We start from the raw sequence: 16,532 nt of genomic DNA on the forward strand, positions 1-16,532 counted from the left end.
AGCCGTTGATGAACTCCAGTCGACCTTACCTGGTCCGCGCGCTCTATGAGTGGATTGTGGATAACGATTGCACCCCGCACATGCTGGTCAATTCCGAATTTCCTGCGGTTCAGGTACCGCAGGGGTTTGCCAGTGACGGGCAGATTGTGTTGAACGTATCACCCAGCGCCGTGCGCCACCTGCACATGGACAATGAAGCGGTGAGCTTCGAAGGGCGTTTCGGCGGTGTGCCGCATACGCTGTTCGTGCCGATTGGCGCTATCCTCGGCATCTATGCCCGGGAGAACGGCCAAGGCATGGTGTTCGATCTGGAGTCGCCTTTCGAGGACGACGAAGCGATTGAACACGAAGACGGCGATGATGTGCCGCCACCGGATAGCGAGCCACCGCGTCCAAGCGGTCGGCCGAGCCTGAAAGTGGTGAAGTAAAATGCGCAAGTCTTCGGGCCTGCGTTAAAAAATGCCTCGGCTCTGCCGGGGCATTTTTTTGTCAAAATCTCCCCACTGTTTCGCTGGCGGCCCCCGTGGTGAACTGAGTGTTGAGGCCGTCTTGCCAGTAGACCTCGTTGACATTGCTCAGGCTGCGGATCAGGCATTTCCATTCGATGTGCTGCTGTGTCGGCCACACGACAGTGCCACTCCAGCGATTGGATGCGCCGGGTTGCAGTGGGATGGCGTGGGCCGGGTCCCAGGCGCCGAGTTCGATAGGCGACCCCACTGCGTAGACTGCCTGGCCGAGCCCCGGCCTGACGTTGTCGCAGTGCAAGGTGGTCGTGGTGTCGGAAGGTGCCGGGGCGGCCTGCCACGAGCGGATGCGCTGCCCGTCCGCAAACAGGGCCGGGCTGAAGCCTTCAGGCACCTTGGAAAGGTCGGAGTCCAGGGCGATCAGCAGGCGCTTGCGGCTGCCTTGGAGGGTGGCCACCAATCCGGAATAGTGGGTCTGGAAACTGATGGGTGAATCGGCCCTGATGCCGGCGTCCTTGCGCAGGCTGATCAGCTTGCGGATCAGGTCGCCGCGGCCCCAGTCGTACATGTCGGGCCAATACACAGTCGGCGTACCGGGGCTCAGCAGGATATAGGCATAGGCGATATTGCGTTGCGGGTCGGCAAGGGGCCAATGGTGTTGCCCGCCGTATTGCCCTGGCGAATAACCGGTGTCGTGGTTGTCGACAAAGGTCACCGCGACCTGCCGCCATGCCGGTTCGGGATTGCCATTCAAGCCGTGGCGCCACTCGGCCAAGCTGCCATTTTGCATGCGCTCCTTGAGGGCGAAATCGAACACGCTGCAGTGGGACCGATCCGACCAGTCCTTCAACGCATCCTGCCAACTGGCCTGGCTGTGCCAGTCGTTCGCCGGATACTCGCCGGGGCCTTTCCACAACTCGCCGACGCAGAACGCTTGGTCACCAAAGTTTTTCATCCACACATCGACCCGCTCCGGCGCGTAGCCGCGCACAAAATCGAAGCGCAAGCCTTTGGCGCTGTAGTTGTCCCGCAGGTTCCTGAATTCCTGCATGAAGCGCTGCGAGACTTCCGAGTTGTTTGTGTTGAGGTCGGCCGAACCGCTCATGAACGCATCGCCCTCATCACAGGCGACGGGGGCGGTGCAGTCATCGCGCCACAGCTTGAGCCCCCTGGGAAAGCGTATCTGTTTACTTGGCAGCTTGTCGTTCATATGGTTGGGCACCACGTCGTATATCGCTTGCACGCCGGCACCTGCCAAGGCAGCGACCGCCTGTTTGAGCTGGCTGTCACTGCCGTATTGGCTGTTCTTGTCGAAGTCGCTCCAGAAGTAGCCTTCACCGCCGCCGGACGTTCCCGATGTCGCGTCGCTCCAACTGGATTGATCGGTCCAGGCGGGCGGCAGCCAGATTTTGGTGAAGCCGTCCTGGCCGATAGTGGGGGCCATTTGTGCCAGCACCTCATACCATTTCTGCGGAGTATTGCGGCTGGAGTTCCAGTGGAAACCCTGCAGCAGGATGTCTTCGCCACCGCCATTGCGCACACTCGGCGGTGCAGCGTAGACGGCGCATGCCAGCAGCCAGACAATCGTTGTGCAATACCAGCCTGTGCGTTTCATCACCCGTCACCTGTTTGCTGGAACAGGCTTTACTCTGCTACGGGGATGGAAAACCGTCTGCTGTCATAATTGCCAGGTGCGCGAGAACGTTTGGCACTAAGACCCAGGCGTGAAGTAGCCACGCGTTATGTTCGAATTTGAACCCCCTTTTCACGGGAGCCCTATACGGCCGGGGCTGAAAGCTGCCCGCTTGTACATGAAAGTGCGGTACAAACGGTGATCGTACAACCGCCATGGGCTATGATGCTGTTTTAGTCCACCGAGATAGATGATTCCACATGGAAAACGCCAGCACCGCCCCTCGTCTTCCCCGCAAGCGCCGCAGCCTTGCCCAGGAATTGGTCACGGTGCTGTCCGAGCAGATCCGTGATGGTCAACTCAAACGTGGCGACAAGCTGCCCACCGAATCGGCGATCATGGACGCCCATGGCGTCAGCCGCACCGTGGTCCGCGAGGCCATCTCCCGCTTGCAGGCGGCGGGGCAGGTGGAAACCCGTCATGGTATCGGCACCTTTGTGCTCGACACGCCGAGCCCGAGCGGCTTTCGCATCGATCCGGCTACGGTAGTCACTTTGCGTGACGTGCTGGCGATTCTCGAACTGCGGATCAGCCTGGAAGTGGAATCCGCCGGGCTCGCCGCACTGCGCCGTAGCGATGAACAGCTGGCCGCCATGCGCGCGGCCCTCGATGCCCTGAATGAAAGCGCGGCGCACGCCGGTGATGCAGTGGCCTCGGACTTCGCATTCCACCTGGAAATTGCGTTGTCCACCGGCAACCGCTACTTCACCGACATCATGACCCACCTGGGCACCAGCATCATCCCCCGTACGCGGCTGAACTCGGCACGCCTGGCCCATGATGACCACCAGCACTACATGGGGCGCCTGAGCCGCGAACACGAAGAGATTTATGAGGCGATTGCCCGCCAGGATTCGGATGCGGCGCGGGCGGCGATGCGCTTGCACCTGACCAATAGCCGTGAGCGGCTGCGCCATGCTCATGAAGAGGCTGAAAGGGCAGGCTGATCGTCAGCAGGTGGCTTATGTGCCGTTCAGCGTTTTCTATGACGTTTGCATTGATTGGATGTAGGACGCTAACGAGTCCAGTGTCGCTTTCTTCGCCACGTCATCAGGAAGCTTCAACTGAAGCGCCTTCACGGACGTGTCAATCACACGACGCCTTTCGTTCTCGTCAGCAATCAGCTCGGCCAAAGGCATATCGGGATCAAAGTCTTGATCTTTATTGTCCCGATGGGCTTCGAAACTGGAGGCCAGTAGGCCGAAAATTTCATCAGTGGTTTTCATGACGCACCTCTCTCATCAAACTTAGTAAAAGAAGCAAAAATCAAGCACAGACCGGAGCTGGCGCAACGTTATGGTCCTTGATGTTCCGTCGCATTGATTTTCCTGGGGCCCGTTCCCTTGTCGGCACTATGGTGCGGTGGCCTGACGCTTCAGGCATCAGGAGTGCTGCAACAAATCGCCTCAGGAGCCAATTTCTAAGCCCCTGAGGTGTGTTATCCGCCCTTGATGAACGGTACATAACTGTTAGAACTCACAGTATCGACAGGCGGTACCGCTCAAGCCGGCGTATTCGGCTTGTAATCCTTGAGCAACAAATACGTACTCCACCCCCACCAATCATTGGTCCAGTGCTTGTCGTTGAGGTCATTGACCTCCTTGCGACGCAGCACTTTGTCTCCCTCCATCTTGAACAGCGGCGAAAAGTTATTCGCCGGGTTCTGCGCGGCATTCAGATCCGGCACATACAGTGGCGACTTGAAGGCAGCCGCGGAGGGCGCCATCCCGCTGATAAAGGTCTCGAAGATCTCATCGGCCGAAGCCTGCACGGCGCGTTTGACCTGTACCCGATTAGCCGCGTCGACAGTGTCGAAGTAGCGTTTATCCCCATAGGCGTGCCACTCATCCCCCAGCGCATTGCGCACCTTGAGCCCGAACTTGCTGTCTTCATCGTGCATGAAGCGGCTAATCAGCGAGCCCAGTTCGCCCGGTGTGACGACCGCCGCCAGCTGTTTGCGCGGCACGCGCAGGTGGCCGGCAGAAAATAGATCGGTCAAGAAGTGATCGGCAAAGCCGTTCATGGCGTAGGCCAGTTCCAATGCCTGATCGGTCCCGGTCTGGTGGGCTACTACAGCCTGTTGCAAGGCGGCTGTATGCCCCGCCAGGTAGGCCGCCAGCGCCCATTCGCCGAAGTGGTCGGCGTTGTCCGCCGCCAGTTTCAGGTAACGCCCCAGTGGAATCAGTGCCGACACCGCGCTGCCGCCACCGGTGATGCGGTTCCATTCCTCGGACAACGTATCACCCAGGGCATCATAGGCTTCATGGGCTTGCTTGCCGTCCTTGATCGCCTGGTTGACCGCGTTGATCTCTTTTTGCATCACCGCCAGGATCTTCGGCGCTTCGTCCCGCGAGGCTGGCAGCACGGCCAGTGAGTTGAACGCGGCGCTGAAACGTTGCATACGATCGGCAGGTGAGATGCCCTCGTTGATGGGCTGGCCGGGGATACCATAAAAGTCACCGCCCAGGGCGATCACTTGGCCGTAGGTGAGTGCCAGCCCGTTGGGCAGGTGCAGTTCGACTTGCCGCGCGGGGATTGCCGGGGCGTCCTTGCTGAAGCGCAACAGCGTATCGTCGCCGATGGCGGTGTGTTCTCCGCCTTCGAAGCGCAGGGTAGGCGGTTTTTTTGCGGGTGCTGCGAGTTCAGGACCTGACATGTTAGCTCCTTGCTATGTCGTAGGAATCTTCCTTGATTGCTGTATGTATATACAGTCATGCCGAGCATAGAGGAATAATTTCCTACGTCAAGAACACCGCTGCCCAAGCCTTCCAACTCCCTCAAGTACACAACGCCGATGAATTGCAGTTGACGAAATTATTTATAGTTGTACGATGACGTACGACATCAACAAAACCAACAACCTTTCAATAGAAAGTCTTCGCCCAGGGTGTTCGAATAATGAATCCACAAGAACTGAAGTCCATCCTCTCCCACGGTCTGCTGTCTTTCCCGGTGACCGATTTCAACGCCCAGGGTGACTTCCACCAGGCGGGCTACATCAAGCGCCTGGAATGGCTGGCCCCCTACGGCGCCACTGCTTTGTTCGCAGCGGGCGGCACCGGTGAGTTTTTCTCCCTCGCCGCCAGCGAATATTCCCAAGTGATCAAGACCGCCGTTGATACCTGCGCCACCAGCGTGCCGATCCTCGCCGGTGTCGGTGGTTCGACCCGCCAGGCTATCGAGTACGCGCAAGAAGCCGAGCGCCTGGGCGCCAAAGGCCTGCTGCTGCTGCCGCACTACCTCACCGAAGCCAGCCAGGACGGCGTTGCCGCCCACGTTGAAGCCGTGTGCAAATCGGTCAAGATCGGTGTGGTGGTCTACAACCGCAACGTGTGCCGCCTGACCGCTCCGCTGCTGGAACGTCTGGCCGAGCGCTGCCCGAACCTGATCGGCTACAAGGATGGCCTGGGTGACATCGAGTTGATGGTGTCGATCCGCCGCCGTCTGGGCGATCGTTTCAGCTACCTCGGCGGCCTGCCGACCGCAGAGGTCTACGCTGCTGCCTACAAGGCCCTGGGCGTACCGGTGTACTCCTCGGCGGTGTTCAACTTCATCCCGAAGACCGCGATGGATTTCTACCACGCCATTGCCAAGGACGATCACGCTACCGTCGCCAAGATCATCGACGACTTCTTCCTGCCGTACCTGGACATCCGTAACCGCAAGGCCGGTTATGCCGTGAGCATCGTCAAGGCGGGTGCAAAAATCGTCGGCTATGACGCAGGCCCTGTGCGCACGCCGCTGACCGATCTGCTGCCGGAAGAATACGAAGCCCTGGCCGCGCTGATCGACAAGCAAGGTCCGCAATAAATTATCCACAAGGCCGCTGAGCAATCAGCGGCCTTTTGCGTCAGGAGAAGATTCGTGTCCCAAGTAAAGCGTTTTGAGAACTACATCAACGGTGAATGGGTTGCCGGCGCCGACTACTGCGTCAACCTCAACCCGTCGGAGTTGTCCGATGTCATTGGTGAATACGCCAAGGCCGACGTCATCCAGGTCAACGCCGCCATCGACGCCGCCCGCGCCGCATTCCCGACCTGGTCCACTTCCGGGATCCAGGCTCGCCACGATGCCCTGGATAAAGTCGGCAGCGAAATCCTCGCCCGTCGCGAAGAACTCGGCACCCTGTTGGCCCGTGAAGAAGGCAAGACCCTGCCGGAAGCCATCGGCGAAGTGACCCGCGCCGGTAACATCTTCAAGTTCTTCGCCGGTGAATGCCTGCGGTTGTCCGGCGACTACGTGCCGTCGGTACGCCCGGGCGTCAACGTGGAAGTCACCCGTGAAGCCCTTGGCGTGGTCGGCCTGATCACCCCGTGGAACTTTCCGATCGCCATTCCCGCCTGGAAAATCGCCCCGGCCCTGGCCTACGGCAACTGCGTGGTGATCAAGCCGGCTGAACTGGTACCGGGCTGCGCCTGGGCCCTGGCGGAGATCATCTCCCGCGCCGGTTTCCCTGCCGGTGTGTTCAACCTGGTAATGGGCAGCGGCCGTGTGGTGGGCGATGTGCTGGTCAACAGCCCGAAAGTCGACGGCATCAGCTTCACCGGTTCCGTCGGTGTGGGTCGCCAGATCGCTGTCAGCTGTGTATCGCGCCAAGCCAAAGTGCAGTTGGAAATGGGCGGCAAGAACCCGCAGATCATTCTTGACGACGCTGACCTCAAGCAGGCCGTCGAGTTGTCGGTACAGAGCGCGTTCTACTCCACCGGCCAGCGTTGCACGGCGTCCAGCCGCCTGATCGTCACCGCCGGTATTCACGACCAGTTCGTCGCGGCCATGGCCGAGCGCATGAAGTCGATCAAGGTCGGCCACGCGCTCAAAAGCGGCACCGACATCGGCCCGGTGGTTTCCCAGGCCCAACTGGACCAGGACATGAAGTACATCGACATCGGCCAAAGCGAAGGCGCGCGGCTGGTGAGCGGTGGCGGCCTGGTCACCTGCGACACCGAAGGCTACTACCTGGCGCCGACGCTGTTTGCCGACAGCGAAGCCGCCATGCGCATCAGCCGTGAAGAGATCTTCGGCCCGGTCGCCAACGTCGTGCGCGTGGCGGACTACGAGGCGGCGCTGGCCATGGCCAACGACACCGAGTTCGGTTTGTCGGCGGGCATTGCCACCACCTCGTTGAAGTACGCCAACCACTTCAAGCGTCATTCCCAGGCGGGGATGGTGATGGTCAACCTGCCGACCGCAGGCGTGGATTACCACGTTCCATTCGGTGGCCGTAAAGGCTCGTCCTATGGCTCGCGGGAGCAAGGTCGCTATGCGCAGGAGTTCTACACCGTGGTGAAAACCAGCTACATCGGTTCGTAATACGCAACACCCAGTGGGGGCCGGAGGCCTGCCGGTCCCTACGACAAAAACAGAAAACCATTACCCGCAAAAAAAATAATTAGTGGGAGTACTTCTACATGCAAGCGACCAAGCCGACCCATGTCCGCTATTTGATCCTGCTCATGCTGTTCCTCGTGACCACGATCAACTACGCCGACCGGGCCACCATCGCAATCGCGGGCTCCAGCCTGCAAAAAGACCTCGGCATCGACGCGGTCACCCTCGGTTATATCTTCTCCGCATTCGGTTGGGCCTACGTGGCCGGGCAAATCCCCGGTGGCTGGCTGCTGGACCGATTCGGCTCGAAAAAAGTCTACGCCCTGAGCATCTTCACCTGGTCACTGTTCACCGTGCTGCAAGGCTATGTCGGTGAGTTCGGTGTCTCCACCGCAGTGGTTGCGCTGTTCATGCTGCGCTTCATGGTGGGCCTGGCTGAGGCGCCGTCCTTCCCGGGCAACGCGCGCATTGTTGCCGCCTGGTTCCCGACCGCCGAGCGCGGTACGGCCTCGGCGATCTTCAACTCGGCGCAGTACTTCGCCACGGTGTTGTTCGCGCCGCTGATGGGCTGGATCGTCTACCGCTTCGGCTGGCAGCACGTGTTTATCGTGATGGGCGTGATCGGCATCGTGTTCTCGCTGATCTGGCTGAAAGTTATCCACAGCCCGCGCCAGCACCCGATGATCAACGAAGCCGAGCTCAATCATATCGCCGCCAATGGCGCGATGGTCGATATGGACCAGGACAAGGGCAAGGGTAAGAAAACCGACGGTCCGAAGTGGGATTACATCCGTCAGTTGCTGACCAACCGCATGATGCTTGGCGTGTACCTGGGCCAGTACTGCATCAACGGCATCACCTACTTCTTCCTGACCTGGTTCCCGGTGTACCTGGTGCAGGACCGCGGCATGACCATCCTCAAGGCCGGTTTCATCGCCTCGTTGCCGGCGATCTGCGGGTTTATCGGTGGCGTGCTGGGCGGGGTGATTTCCGACTATCTGCTGCGCAAAGGCCATTCGCTGACGTTCGCCCGCAAGGCGCCGATCATTGCAGGCCTGCTGGTCTCCAGCAGCATCATCGCGTGTAACTACGTTGACGTTGAGTGGATGGTGGTGGGCTTCATGGCCTTGGCCTTCTTCGGCAAGGGCGTCGGCGCACTGGGCTGGGCGGTCGTGTCCGACACCTCGCCGAAACAAATCGCCGGTCTCAGTGGCGGCCTGTTCAACACCTTCGGTAACCTCGCGTCGATCACCACGCCGATTGTCATCGGCTACATCATCAGCACCACCGGCTCGTTCAAGTGGGCCTTGGTGTTTGTCGGCGCCAACGCGCTGGTGGCGGTGTTCAGCTATCTGGTCATCGTCGGCCCGATCAAGCGTGTAGTACTCAAAGAGCCGCCAAGCAAGGGGCCTGAGTTGACCAACCTAACCGAAGCGCATTCCTGAGGGGCCCCGTGATGCAGTTGATTGAACATGCCGACTCGCCGCGCTCCATCCGCCTGCACGAGCGCGACAACGTAGTGATCGTGGTCAACGACCAGGGCGTACCGGCCGGAACCGAGTTCCCGGACGGCTTGGTGACCGTGGATTTCATCCCCCAGAGCCACAAAGTGACCCTGGAAGACATCCCCGAAGGCGGTCAGATTATTCGCTACGGACAGACCATCGGTTACGCCCTGGCGCCGATTCCGCGCGGCAGTTGGGTCCAGGAAGATCAACTGCGCATGCCCACCGCGCCACCGCTGGACAGCTTGCCGCTGTCCACCGAGGTGCCTGAAACCCAGGCACCGTTGGAGGGGTTTACCTTCGAGGGCTATCGCAACGCCGACGGTACCGTGGGCACGCGCAATATCCTCGGCATCACCACCACGGTGCAGTGCGTGACGGGCGTGCTGGACCATGCGGTCAAGCGCATCAAGGACGAATTGCTGCCCAAGTACCCGCACGTCGATGACGTGGTGGCTCTGACCCACAGCTACGGCTGCGGGGTGGCGATCACCGCGACGGATGCCTACATCCCGATCCGTACCGTGCGTAACCTGGCGCGCAATCCGAACCTGGGCGGCGAAGCCCTGGTGATCAGCCTGGGCTGCGAGAAATTGCAGGCCGGGCAAGTGATGCACGACAACGACAGCTCCGTCGACCTCAGCGAGCCGTGGCTGTATCGGTTGCAGGATTCCAGCCACGGCTTTACCGAAATGATCGAACAGATCATGGAGCTGGCCGAAGTGCGCCTGAAGAAGCTCGACCAGCGTCGCCGAGAAACCGTGCCGGCGTCCGAGTTGATCCTGGGCATGCAGTGCGGCGGCAGTGATGCGTTTTCCGGTATCACCGCCAACCCGGCACTGGGCTATGCCTCGGATCTGTTGCTGCGGGCCGGGGCGACGGTGATGTTTTCCGAAGTCACCGAAGTGCGTGATGCCATTTACCTGCTGACTTCGCGCGCAGAGACGAAGGAAGTTGCCGAAGAGTTGGTCAGGGAAATGGACTGGTACGACCGTTACCTGGCCAAGGGTGAAGCGGATCGCAGTGCCAACACCACGCCAGGCAACAAGAAGGGCGGGCTGTCGAACATTGTCGAGAAGTCCCTGGGCTCCATCGTCAAGTCCGGCAGCAGCGCGATCAACGGCGTGCTGGGCCCTGGCGAGCGCTTCAAAAGCAAGGGCCTGATCTTTTGCGCCACGCCGGCCAGTGACTTTGTCTGCGGCACCCTGCAATTGGCGGCGGGGATGAACCTGCATGTGTTCACCACGGGGCGTGGCACGCCTTATGGGCTGGCGATGGCGCCGGTGGTGAAGGTCTCGACGCGTACGGAGCTGGCGCAGCGCTGGCCGGACCTTATCGATATCGACGCCGGGCGCATTGCCACCGGGCGCGCGACCATCGAGGAATTGGGCTGGGAGTTGTTCCACTTCTACCTGGACGTGGCCAGCGGTAAGAAGCAGACCTGGGCGGAACATCACAAGCTGCATAACGACATCACCTTGTTCAACCCGGCGCCGATTACCTGAGACCGCGTCGCCTGCCATCGGGGGCAAGCCCCCTCCCACACTTGAAGGTCGTCACAATTCAAACTGTGGGAGGGGGCTTGCCCCCGATAGCGGTCTATCAGACGCCGTTGGGCTGTATGGCTTATCATTAGCCTCCTGACGACGTTCACCAAGGTTCTCCCCGGCATGCTGGCAATTTTCCTCACCACCCTCACCATCACTGCGCCGGTATTCGCCATGCTGTTCCTGGGTGTGCTGCTCAAGCGCATCAACTGGATCAACGACAACTTTATCCACACGGCTTCGTCCCTGGTGTTCAACGTCACCATGCCGGCGCTGCTGTTCCTCGGCATCCTCCACGCCGACCTGCACTCGGCGCTCAAGCCGGGGTTGCTGATCTATTTTGCCGTCGCCACGCTGCTGAGCTTTGCCCTGGCCTGGGGCTGGGCGATTTTTCGCTGCAAGCGTGAAGACCGGGGCATCTACACCCAGGGCGCGTTTCGCGGCAACAACGGGGTGATCGGCCTGGCCCTGGCGGCCAGCATGTATGGCGACTACGGCATTTCCCTCGGCGCGATCCTCGCGGCGCTGGTGATCCTGTTCTACAACACCCTGTCGACCATTGTGCTGGCGGTGTACAGCCCAGTGATCAAGTCCGACCCGTGGAGCATCTGCAAAAGTGTGGTGGCCAACCCGCTGATCATCAGCGTGATCGTGGCGGCGCCGTTCGCGTATTTTCAGATTGGCCTGCCGGGCTGGCTGGAAAAATCCATGCAGTACCTGGCGGACACCACCTTGCCGCTGGCATTGATCTGCATTGGTGGCACTTTGTCCCTGGCGGCGCTGCGCAAGAGCGGCAATATGGCGCTGAGCGCGAGCTTGATGAAGATGGTCTGGCTGCCGGTGGTCGCGACCCTGGGCGCGTGGCTGCTGGGCTTTCGCGGGCCGGAGTTGGGGATCCTGTTCCTGTACTTCGGTGCGCCAACCGCTGCGGCGAGCTTCGTGATGGCCAGGGCGGCCGAGGGCAATCATGAACTGGCGGCGGCGATTATCGTGATCACCACGCTGATGGCGGCAGTGACCACGAATATCGGGATTTTCGTGTTGCAGGCGGGTGGCTGGATCTAGCCTTCTTTCTGATAGGTGTCGATGACTTCCTGCGCCGCCCGAAACGCATCGATCGCCGCCGGTACGCCGGCATACACCGCGCAATGCAGCAGCGCTTCGCGAATTTCCTCCACAGTACAGCCGTTGTTCAATGCGCCACGCACGTGGCCCTTGAGCTCCTGGGGGCACTTGAGCGCGGTGAGGGCGGCCAGGGTAATCAGGCTGCGCGTCTTCAGCGGCAAACCTTCGCGGCTCCACACGCTGCCCCAGGCATGTTCGTTGACGAAGTCCTGCAGCGGCTGGGTGAATTCGGTGGCGTTGCCCAGGGCGCGGTCGACGAACACATCGCCCATCACCTGGCGACGCATTTCAACCCCGGGCTTTTTCTGATCGGTCATTGCGATTCCCTCTTGTGTTGGCGGCGCCAGGCTCGCAGCGTGCTGAACAACAGGAAAGCCATCAGCGCTGGCAGGACGTAATACAGCATCAGTTGTTCAAGCTTGTTGGCCAGGGGCATGCCGGTGGTGAACGACATCACGTGCAGCCCATACGCCAGGTACAGGCCCAGCAGCACCAGGCCTTCGGCGCGGGTGACGCGGTAACCGGTATAAAACACCGGCAGGCACAGCACCACCACGCCGAGCATCACCGGCAGGTCGAAGTCCAGGGCGTTGGGCGACACCGACAGCGGCGAAGGCGCGAGCAGCGCGGTCAGCCCCAATACGCCCAGCAGGTTGAACAGGTTGCTGCCGATCACGTTGCCCACGGCAATTTCCCGCTGGCCGCGCAGGGCGGCAATCAGTGAGGTGGCCAGGCAGGGCAGCGACGTGCCGACGCCGATCAGCGTTAGGCCGATGATGCGCTCCGACAGGCCCAGGTCCGCCGCCACATCCACCGCCGCGCCGAGCAGCAAGTGCCCGGCCAGCACCAGGATCAACAGCCCGCCCAGCATCTGCAGCACACTGCTCAGCCAGGGCGCCCGGGCGACGGTATCCAGGGTGCGCGGGCGGCGCGAATGGCGGGTCTGGTAATGCAGCACGCCGAGGTAGGCCAGCAGGGCAATCAGCAGCAGCAGGCCATCGACCGGCGTCAGTTCTTCATTGGCCGCCAGGGTAAACACCAGCAGCCCGGCGAGGATCATCACCGGAATATCCACGCGCACCAGCTGCCGCGAGACGCGCAGGGGGATGATCAGCGCCGACAGGCCCAGGGTCACGAGGATGTTGAAGATGCTGCTGCCGATCACGCTGCCCACGGCAATGTCGGTATTGCCGGCCAGGGTGGCCTGCAGGCTGACGGTCATCTGGGGCGCGCTGCTGCCGAAGGCGACGACCGTAAGGCCGATGATCAGCGGCCGCACCTTGAGGCTGGCGGCCAGGCGCACGGCGGCGCGCACCAGGATTTCGGCGCCGAGGATCAGCAGCACCAGGCCGCTGACCAGTTCGAGCAGGCTCCAGGGCGAGAGGGCGGTTAATCCGAAAATGGCCAGGGCTCCGTCTTCAATTGCTCAGGGCTTGCACGCGAACCCGCGCGGTGCCGCTGCTCAGCATACCCAGTTGCTCGGCCGCCTTGCGTGATAGATCGATCAAGCGCCCACGGGTATGCGGGCCGCGATCGTTGATGCGGACCACGACGGATTTGTCGTTGTCGAGATTGGTGACCTTGACCTGGGTGCCGAAGGGCAGTCGCCGGTGGGCGGCGGTCAGGGCGTTCTGGTTGAAGGGTTCACCGCTGGCAGTTTTTTTGCCATGGTGTCTGGCGCCGTAATAAGAGGCGGTGCCGGTTTCGTCGTAGCCGTTGGGGTCGATGAGGCCGCTGGCGCAGCCGGCCAGCAGTGAGAATAGAGCCCATAGGCCTAATAGACGCTTCATTATCAAGGTGCCCCCATCACAAATGTGGGAGGGGGCTTGCCCCCGATAGCGGTGATTCAGTCAAAACAGCAGTGACTGACACTCTGCTATCGGGGGCAAGCCCCCTCCCACAGGGAGTCCGAGTCAGGCATGAAGTCTCGCCCGGACCATTCATCGCAATCAGCCTTCGAGCTTGCTTTTGAGCAGTTCGTTCACCTGTTGCGGGTTGGCCTTGCCTTTGGAGGCTTTCATCGCCTGGCCGACAAAGAAACCGAACATCTTGCCGCGCTTGGCTTCGTCTGCGGCACGGTACTGTTCGACCTGCTCGGCGTTGGCCGCCAGCATTTCATCCAGCACGGCCGAGATGGCGCCGCTGTCGGTGACTTGCTTGAGGCCGCGTTTCTCGATGATCTCGTCGGCGCTGCCTTCACCGCTGGCCATGGCTTCGAACACGGTCTTGGCGATTTTGCCGGAGATGGTGTTGTCCTTGATGCGCAGCAGCATGCCGCCCAATTGCTCGGCCGACACCGGCGCTTCGTCGATCTCCAGGCCCTGTTTGTTCAACAGGCTGCCCAGCTCGACCATCACCCAGTTGGCCGCCAGCTTGGCGTCGCCGGCGATGCTCACGACCTTTTCGAAGTAGTCGGCTTGCTCACGGCTCGAAGCCAGCACGCTGGCATCGTAGACCGACAGGCCGAACTGCGCCTGGAAGCGCTCGCGTTTTTGCGGTGGCAATTCCGGTAGGGTGGCGCGGATGTCATTGAGGAACGAATCCTCAAGCACCACCGGCAACAGGTCCGGATCGGGGAAGTAACGGTAGTCGTTGGCTTCCTCTTTACTGCGCATGGCGCGGGTTTCGTCTTTGTTCGGGTCGTACAGGCGCGTTTGCTGGATCACCTTGCCGCCGTCCTCGATCAATTCGATCTGGCGCCGTACTTCGGTGTTGATCGCCTTCTCGATAAAGCGGAACGAGTTGACGTTCTTGATCTCGCAGCGAGTGCCGTACTCGGCCTGGCCTTTTGGCCGCACCGACACGTTGCAGTCGCAACGCAGCGAGCCTTCGGCCATGTTGCCGTCACAGATGCCCAGGTAACGCACCAGCGCGTGGATAGTCTTGACGTAGGCCACGGCTTCCTTGGCACTGCGCATGTCCGGCTCGGACACGATCTCCAGCAGCGGGGTGCCGGCACGGTTCAGGTCGATACCGGTGGCACCGTTGAACTCTTCGTGCAGGCTCTTGCCGGCGTCTTCTTCCAGGTGCGCACGGGTGACGCCGACACGCTTGATGGTGCCGTCTTCCAATGGGATGTCCAGGTAGCCCTTGCCGACGATCGGCAATTCCATCTGGCTGATCTGGTAGCCCTTGGGCAGGTCCGGGTAGAAGTAGTTCTTGCGCGCGAACACGTTGTGCTGGCCGATCTCGGCGTCAATCGCCAGGCCGAACATCACCGCCATGCGCACGGCTTCCTGGTTCAGCACCGGCAGTACGCCGGGCATGCCCAGGTCTACCAGGCTGGCCTGGGTGTTGGGCTCGGAGCCGAACGTGGTGGCGCTACCGGAGAAAATCTTCGATTGGGTGGCGAGCTGGGTATGAATCTCCAGCCCGATCACAACTTCCCATTGCATAGTGTTCTCCTCAGAAGCCGGTAGGGGTGCGAGTGTGCCAGTCGGTGTTCAACTGGTACTGGTGCGCCACATTGAGCAGGCGGCCTTCCTGGAAATACGGGGCGAGCAATTGCACGCCCACCGGCAGGCCATCGACGAAACCGGCAGGCATGGACAAGCCCGGCAGGCCCGCGAGGTTGGCGGTGATGGTGTAGAGGTCTTCCAGGTACTCGGCAATCGGGTCGCCGGTCTTGGCACCGATCTTCCAGGCCGGGTTCGGCGTGGTTGGGCCGAGGATCACGTCGACTTCTTCAAAGGCAGCCATGAAGTCGTTCTTGATCAGGCGACGGATCTTTTGCGCCTTGAGGTAGTACGCGTCGTAATAGCCGGCGGACAGGGCGTAGGCACCGACCATGATCCGGCGTTGCACTTCGGCGCCGAAGCCTTCGCCACGGGAGCGTTTGTACAGGTCGGTCAGGTCCTGCGGGTTCTCGCAGCGGTAGCCGAAGCGCACGCCGTCGAAACGCGACAGGTTGGAAGAGGCTTCTGCCGGCGCGATCACGTAGTAGGCAGGAATCGCATGCTGGTTGTTCGGCAGGCTGATTTCCTTGATCACCGCGCCGAGCTTTTCCAGCTCCTTGACGCTGTTGTGCACCAATTCGGCAATGCGCGGGTCGAGACCGGCGCTGAAGTATTCCTTCGGCACGCCGATGCGCAGGCCCTTGAGCGAAGTGTTGAGGCTGGCGCTGTAGTCCGGCACCGGTTCATCGATGCTGGTGGAGTCCTGCGTGTCGAAGCCTGCCATGCCTTGTAACAAAATCGCGCAGTCTTCGGCCGTGCGGGCCAGGGGCCCGCCCTGATCGAGGCTGGAGGCGTAGGCGATCATGCCCCAGCGGGAAACGCGACCGTAGGTCGGCTTCAGGCCGGTGAGGTTGGTGAAGGCCGCCGGCTGGCGGATCGAGCCGCCGGTGTCGGTGGCCGTGGCGGCTGGCAGGAAGCGCGCGGCAACGGCCGCAGCCGAACCACCGGATGAACCGCCGGGCACGTGTTCCAGGTTCCATGGGTTCTTCACCGCGCCGTAGTAGCTCGACTCGTTGGCCGACCCCATGGCGAATTCGTCCATGTTGGTCTTGCCCAGGGTCACGGCCCCGGCAGCGGCCAGCTTGGCGACCACGGTGGCGTCGTAGGGCGCCTTGAAGTTGTCGAGCATCTTCGAGCCGCAGCTGGTGCGCACGCCCTGGGTGCAGAACAGGTCCTTGTGGGCGATAGGTGCGCCCAGCAGGGCACCGTTTTCACCGTTGGCGCGGCGTACATCCGCGGCCTTGGCCTGGCTCAAGGCCAGCTCTTCGGTGAGGCTGATGAAGCTGTTGACCTTGGGGTCCAGCTCGGCGATGCGCGCAAGCAGGGTCTTGGTCAGCTCTTCGGAGGAAAACTTTTTGTCGGCGAGACCGCGGGCGATCTCGGCCAGAGTCATGTGATGCATGAAAGGCTCTTTC

At 61.3% G+C, this 16,532-nt stretch carries 15 protein-coding genes; 7 read left to right on the top strand and 8 right to left on the bottom strand.

Translation table 11 applies throughout. The features are described from left to right. Nucleotides 1–8 precede the first annotated feature (8 nt). On the top strand, nucleotides 9–428 hold the full coding sequence (locus BM416_RS07380; protein WP_092486958.1) for a ClpXP protease specificity-enhancing factor: 420 nt from the start codon (nucleotides 9–11) through the stop codon (nucleotides 426–428). Nucleotides 429–489: 61 nt separating this feature from the next. Here the strand turns inward: BM416_RS07380 and BM416_RS07385 are convergent, their stop codons facing one another. Beyond that, nucleotides 490–2,079 carry a glucan 1,4-alpha-maltotetraohydrolase domain-containing protein gene (locus BM416_RS07385; protein WP_092486961.1) on the bottom strand — a complete coding sequence of 530 codons (1,590 nt, stop codon included), beginning with the start codon at nucleotides 2,077–2,079 and terminating at the stop codon, nucleotides 490–492. A 278-nt stretch (nucleotides 2,080–2,357) separates the two neighbouring features. Between BM416_RS07385 and BM416_RS07390 the strand changes: the two genes are divergently transcribed. Beyond that, entirely contained in the window at nucleotides 2,358–3,104 is a 747-nt protein-coding gene (locus tag BM416_RS07390; protein WP_027604839.1) for a FadR/GntR family transcriptional regulator, read from the top strand. 36 nt (nucleotides 3,105–3,140) lie between these two features. On the opposite strand, the gene BM416_RS07395 is transcribed toward BM416_RS07390, so the two are convergent. Continuing rightward, nucleotides 3,141–3,383, bottom strand: a complete 243-nt coding sequence (locus tag BM416_RS07395) for a hypothetical protein (protein ID WP_092486964.1) — start codon at nucleotides 3,381–3,383, stop codon at nucleotides 3,141–3,143. A 275-nt stretch (nucleotides 3,384–3,658) separates the two neighbouring features. Then, entirely contained in the window at nucleotides 3,659–4,813 is a 1,155-nt protein-coding gene (locus tag BM416_RS07400; protein WP_092486967.1) for a phospholipase, read from the bottom strand. A gap of 242 nt (nucleotides 4,814–5,055) precedes the next feature. Here BM416_RS07400 and kdgD point away from each other — a divergent pair, with 242 nt between their 5' ends. The 5 genes from kdgD (at nucleotide 5,056) to BM416_RS07425 (ending at nucleotide 11,602) form a co-directional block, all read left to right on the top strand. Beyond that, on the top strand, nucleotides 5,056–5,967 hold the full coding sequence (kdgD, locus tag BM416_RS07405; protein ID WP_027604837.1) for a 5-dehydro-4-deoxyglucarate dehydratase: 912 nt from the start codon (nucleotides 5,056–5,058) through the stop codon (nucleotides 5,965–5,967). A 54-nt stretch (nucleotides 5,968–6,021) separates the two neighbouring features. Beyond that, nucleotides 6,022–7,467, top strand: coding sequence for an aldehyde dehydrogenase family protein (locus tag BM416_RS07410; protein ID WP_092486970.1), 1,446 nt, complete (start codon nucleotides 6,022–6,024; stop codon nucleotides 7,465–7,467). Nucleotides 7,468–7,565: 98 nt separating this feature from the next. Next, nucleotides 7,566–8,930 (top strand): MFS transporter, encoded by a 1,365-nt coding sequence (locus tag BM416_RS07415; protein WP_027604835.1) that lies wholly within the window; start codon nucleotides 7,566–7,568, stop codon nucleotides 8,928–8,930. 11 nt (nucleotides 8,931–8,941) lie between these two features. Then, nucleotides 8,942–10,495: a galactarate dehydratase gene (garD, locus tag BM416_RS07420; RefSeq protein WP_092486972.1), complete on the top strand. Its 1,554-nt coding sequence runs from the start codon at nucleotides 8,942–8,944 to the stop codon at nucleotides 10,493–10,495. Between the two features lie 165 nt (nucleotides 10,496–10,660). Further along, nucleotides 10,661–11,602, top strand: a complete 942-nt coding sequence (locus BM416_RS07425) for an AEC family transporter (protein WP_027604833.1) — start codon at nucleotides 10,661–10,663, stop codon at nucleotides 11,600–11,602. On the opposite strand, the gene BM416_RS07430 is transcribed toward BM416_RS07425, so the two are convergent. The 5 genes from BM416_RS07430 to gatA all read right to left on the bottom strand — a co-directional run bounded on the left by BM416_RS07430 (nucleotide 11,599) and on the right by gatA (nucleotide 16,519). After that, nucleotides 11,599–11,979: a carboxymuconolactone decarboxylase family protein gene (locus tag BM416_RS07430; protein ID WP_027604832.1), complete on the bottom strand. Its 381-nt coding sequence runs from the start codon at nucleotides 11,977–11,979 to the stop codon at nucleotides 11,599–11,601. The two genes, BM416_RS07425 and BM416_RS07430, sit on opposite strands and share 4 nt — an antisense overlap. Then, entirely contained in the window at nucleotides 11,976–13,022 is a 1,047-nt protein-coding gene (locus tag BM416_RS07435; RefSeq protein WP_092486975.1) for a calcium/sodium antiporter, read from the bottom strand. The genes BM416_RS07430 and BM416_RS07435 overlap by 4 nt, the downstream gene beginning before the upstream one ends. A gap of 58 nt (nucleotides 13,023–13,080) precedes the next feature. Next, on the bottom strand, nucleotides 13,081–13,452 hold the full coding sequence (locus BM416_RS07440; protein WP_027604830.1) for a septal ring lytic transglycosylase RlpA family protein: 372 nt from the start codon (nucleotides 13,450–13,452) through the stop codon (nucleotides 13,081–13,083). Between the two features lie 159 nt (nucleotides 13,453–13,611). Further along, a complete protein-coding gene (gene gatB / locus BM416_RS07445; protein ID WP_053131586.1) occupies nucleotides 13,612–15,057 on the bottom strand; it encodes an Asp-tRNA(Asn)/Glu-tRNA(Gln) amidotransferase subunit GatB in 1,446 nt (481 codons plus the stop codon). Nucleotides 15,058–15,067: 10 nt separating this feature from the next. After that, on the bottom strand, nucleotides 15,068–16,519 hold the full coding sequence (gatA, locus tag BM416_RS07450; RefSeq protein ID WP_092486978.1) for an Asp-tRNA(Asn)/Glu-tRNA(Gln) amidotransferase subunit GatA: 1,452 nt from the start codon (nucleotides 16,517–16,519) through the stop codon (nucleotides 15,068–15,070). Between the last annotated feature and the right edge of the window lie 13 nt (nucleotides 16,520–16,532).

Source organism: Pseudomonas sp. NFACC42-2 (assembly GCF_900116055.1).
Classification (GTDB): Bacteria; Pseudomonadota; Gammaproteobacteria; order Pseudomonadales; family Pseudomonadaceae; genus Aquipseudomonas; species Aquipseudomonas marginalis.

Coding starts and splice junctions, on each gene's coding strand:
- BM416_RS07425 (WP_027604833.1), top strand. CDS start 10,661: ATGCTGGCAATTTTCCTCACCACCCTCACCATCACTGCGCCGGTATTC.
- BM416_RS07415 (WP_027604835.1), top strand. CDS start 7,566: ATGCAAGCGACCAAGCCGACCCATGTCCGCTATTTGATCCTGCTCATG.
- BM416_RS07440 (WP_027604830.1), bottom strand. CDS start 13,452: ATGAAGCGTCTATTAGGCCTATGGGCTCTATTCTCACTGCTGGCCGGC.
- garD (WP_092486972.1), top strand. CDS start 8,942: ATGCAGTTGATTGAACATGCCGACTCGCCGCGCTCCATCCGCCTGCAC.
- BM416_RS07390 (WP_027604839.1), top strand. CDS start 2,358: ATGGAAAACGCCAGCACCGCCCCTCGTCTTCCCCGCAAGCGCCGCAGC.
- BM416_RS07430 (WP_027604832.1), bottom strand. CDS start 11,979: ATGACCGATCAGAAAAAGCCCGGGGTTGAAATGCGTCGCCAGGTGATG.
- kdgD (WP_027604837.1), top strand. CDS start 5,056: ATGAATCCACAAGAACTGAAGTCCATCCTCTCCCACGGTCTGCTGTCT.
- gatB (WP_053131586.1), bottom strand. CDS start 15,057: ATGCAATGGGAAGTTGTGATCGGGCTGGAGATTCATACCCAGCTCGCC.
- BM416_RS07385 (WP_092486961.1), bottom strand. CDS start 2,079: ATGAAACGCACAGGCTGGTATTGCACAACGATTGTCTGGCTGCTGGCA.
- BM416_RS07380 (WP_092486958.1), top strand. CDS start 9: ATGAACTCCAGTCGACCTTACCTGGTCCGCGCGCTCTATGAGTGGATT.
- BM416_RS07395 (WP_092486964.1), bottom strand. CDS start 3,383: ATGAAAACCACTGATGAAATTTTCGGCCTACTGGCCTCCAGTTTCGAA.
- gatA (WP_092486978.1), bottom strand. CDS start 16,519: ATGCATCACATGACTCTGGCCGAGATCGCCCGCGGTCTCGCCGACAAA.
- BM416_RS07400 (WP_092486967.1), bottom strand. CDS start 4,813: ATGTCAGGTCCTGAACTCGCAGCACCCGCAAAAAAACCGCCTACCCTG.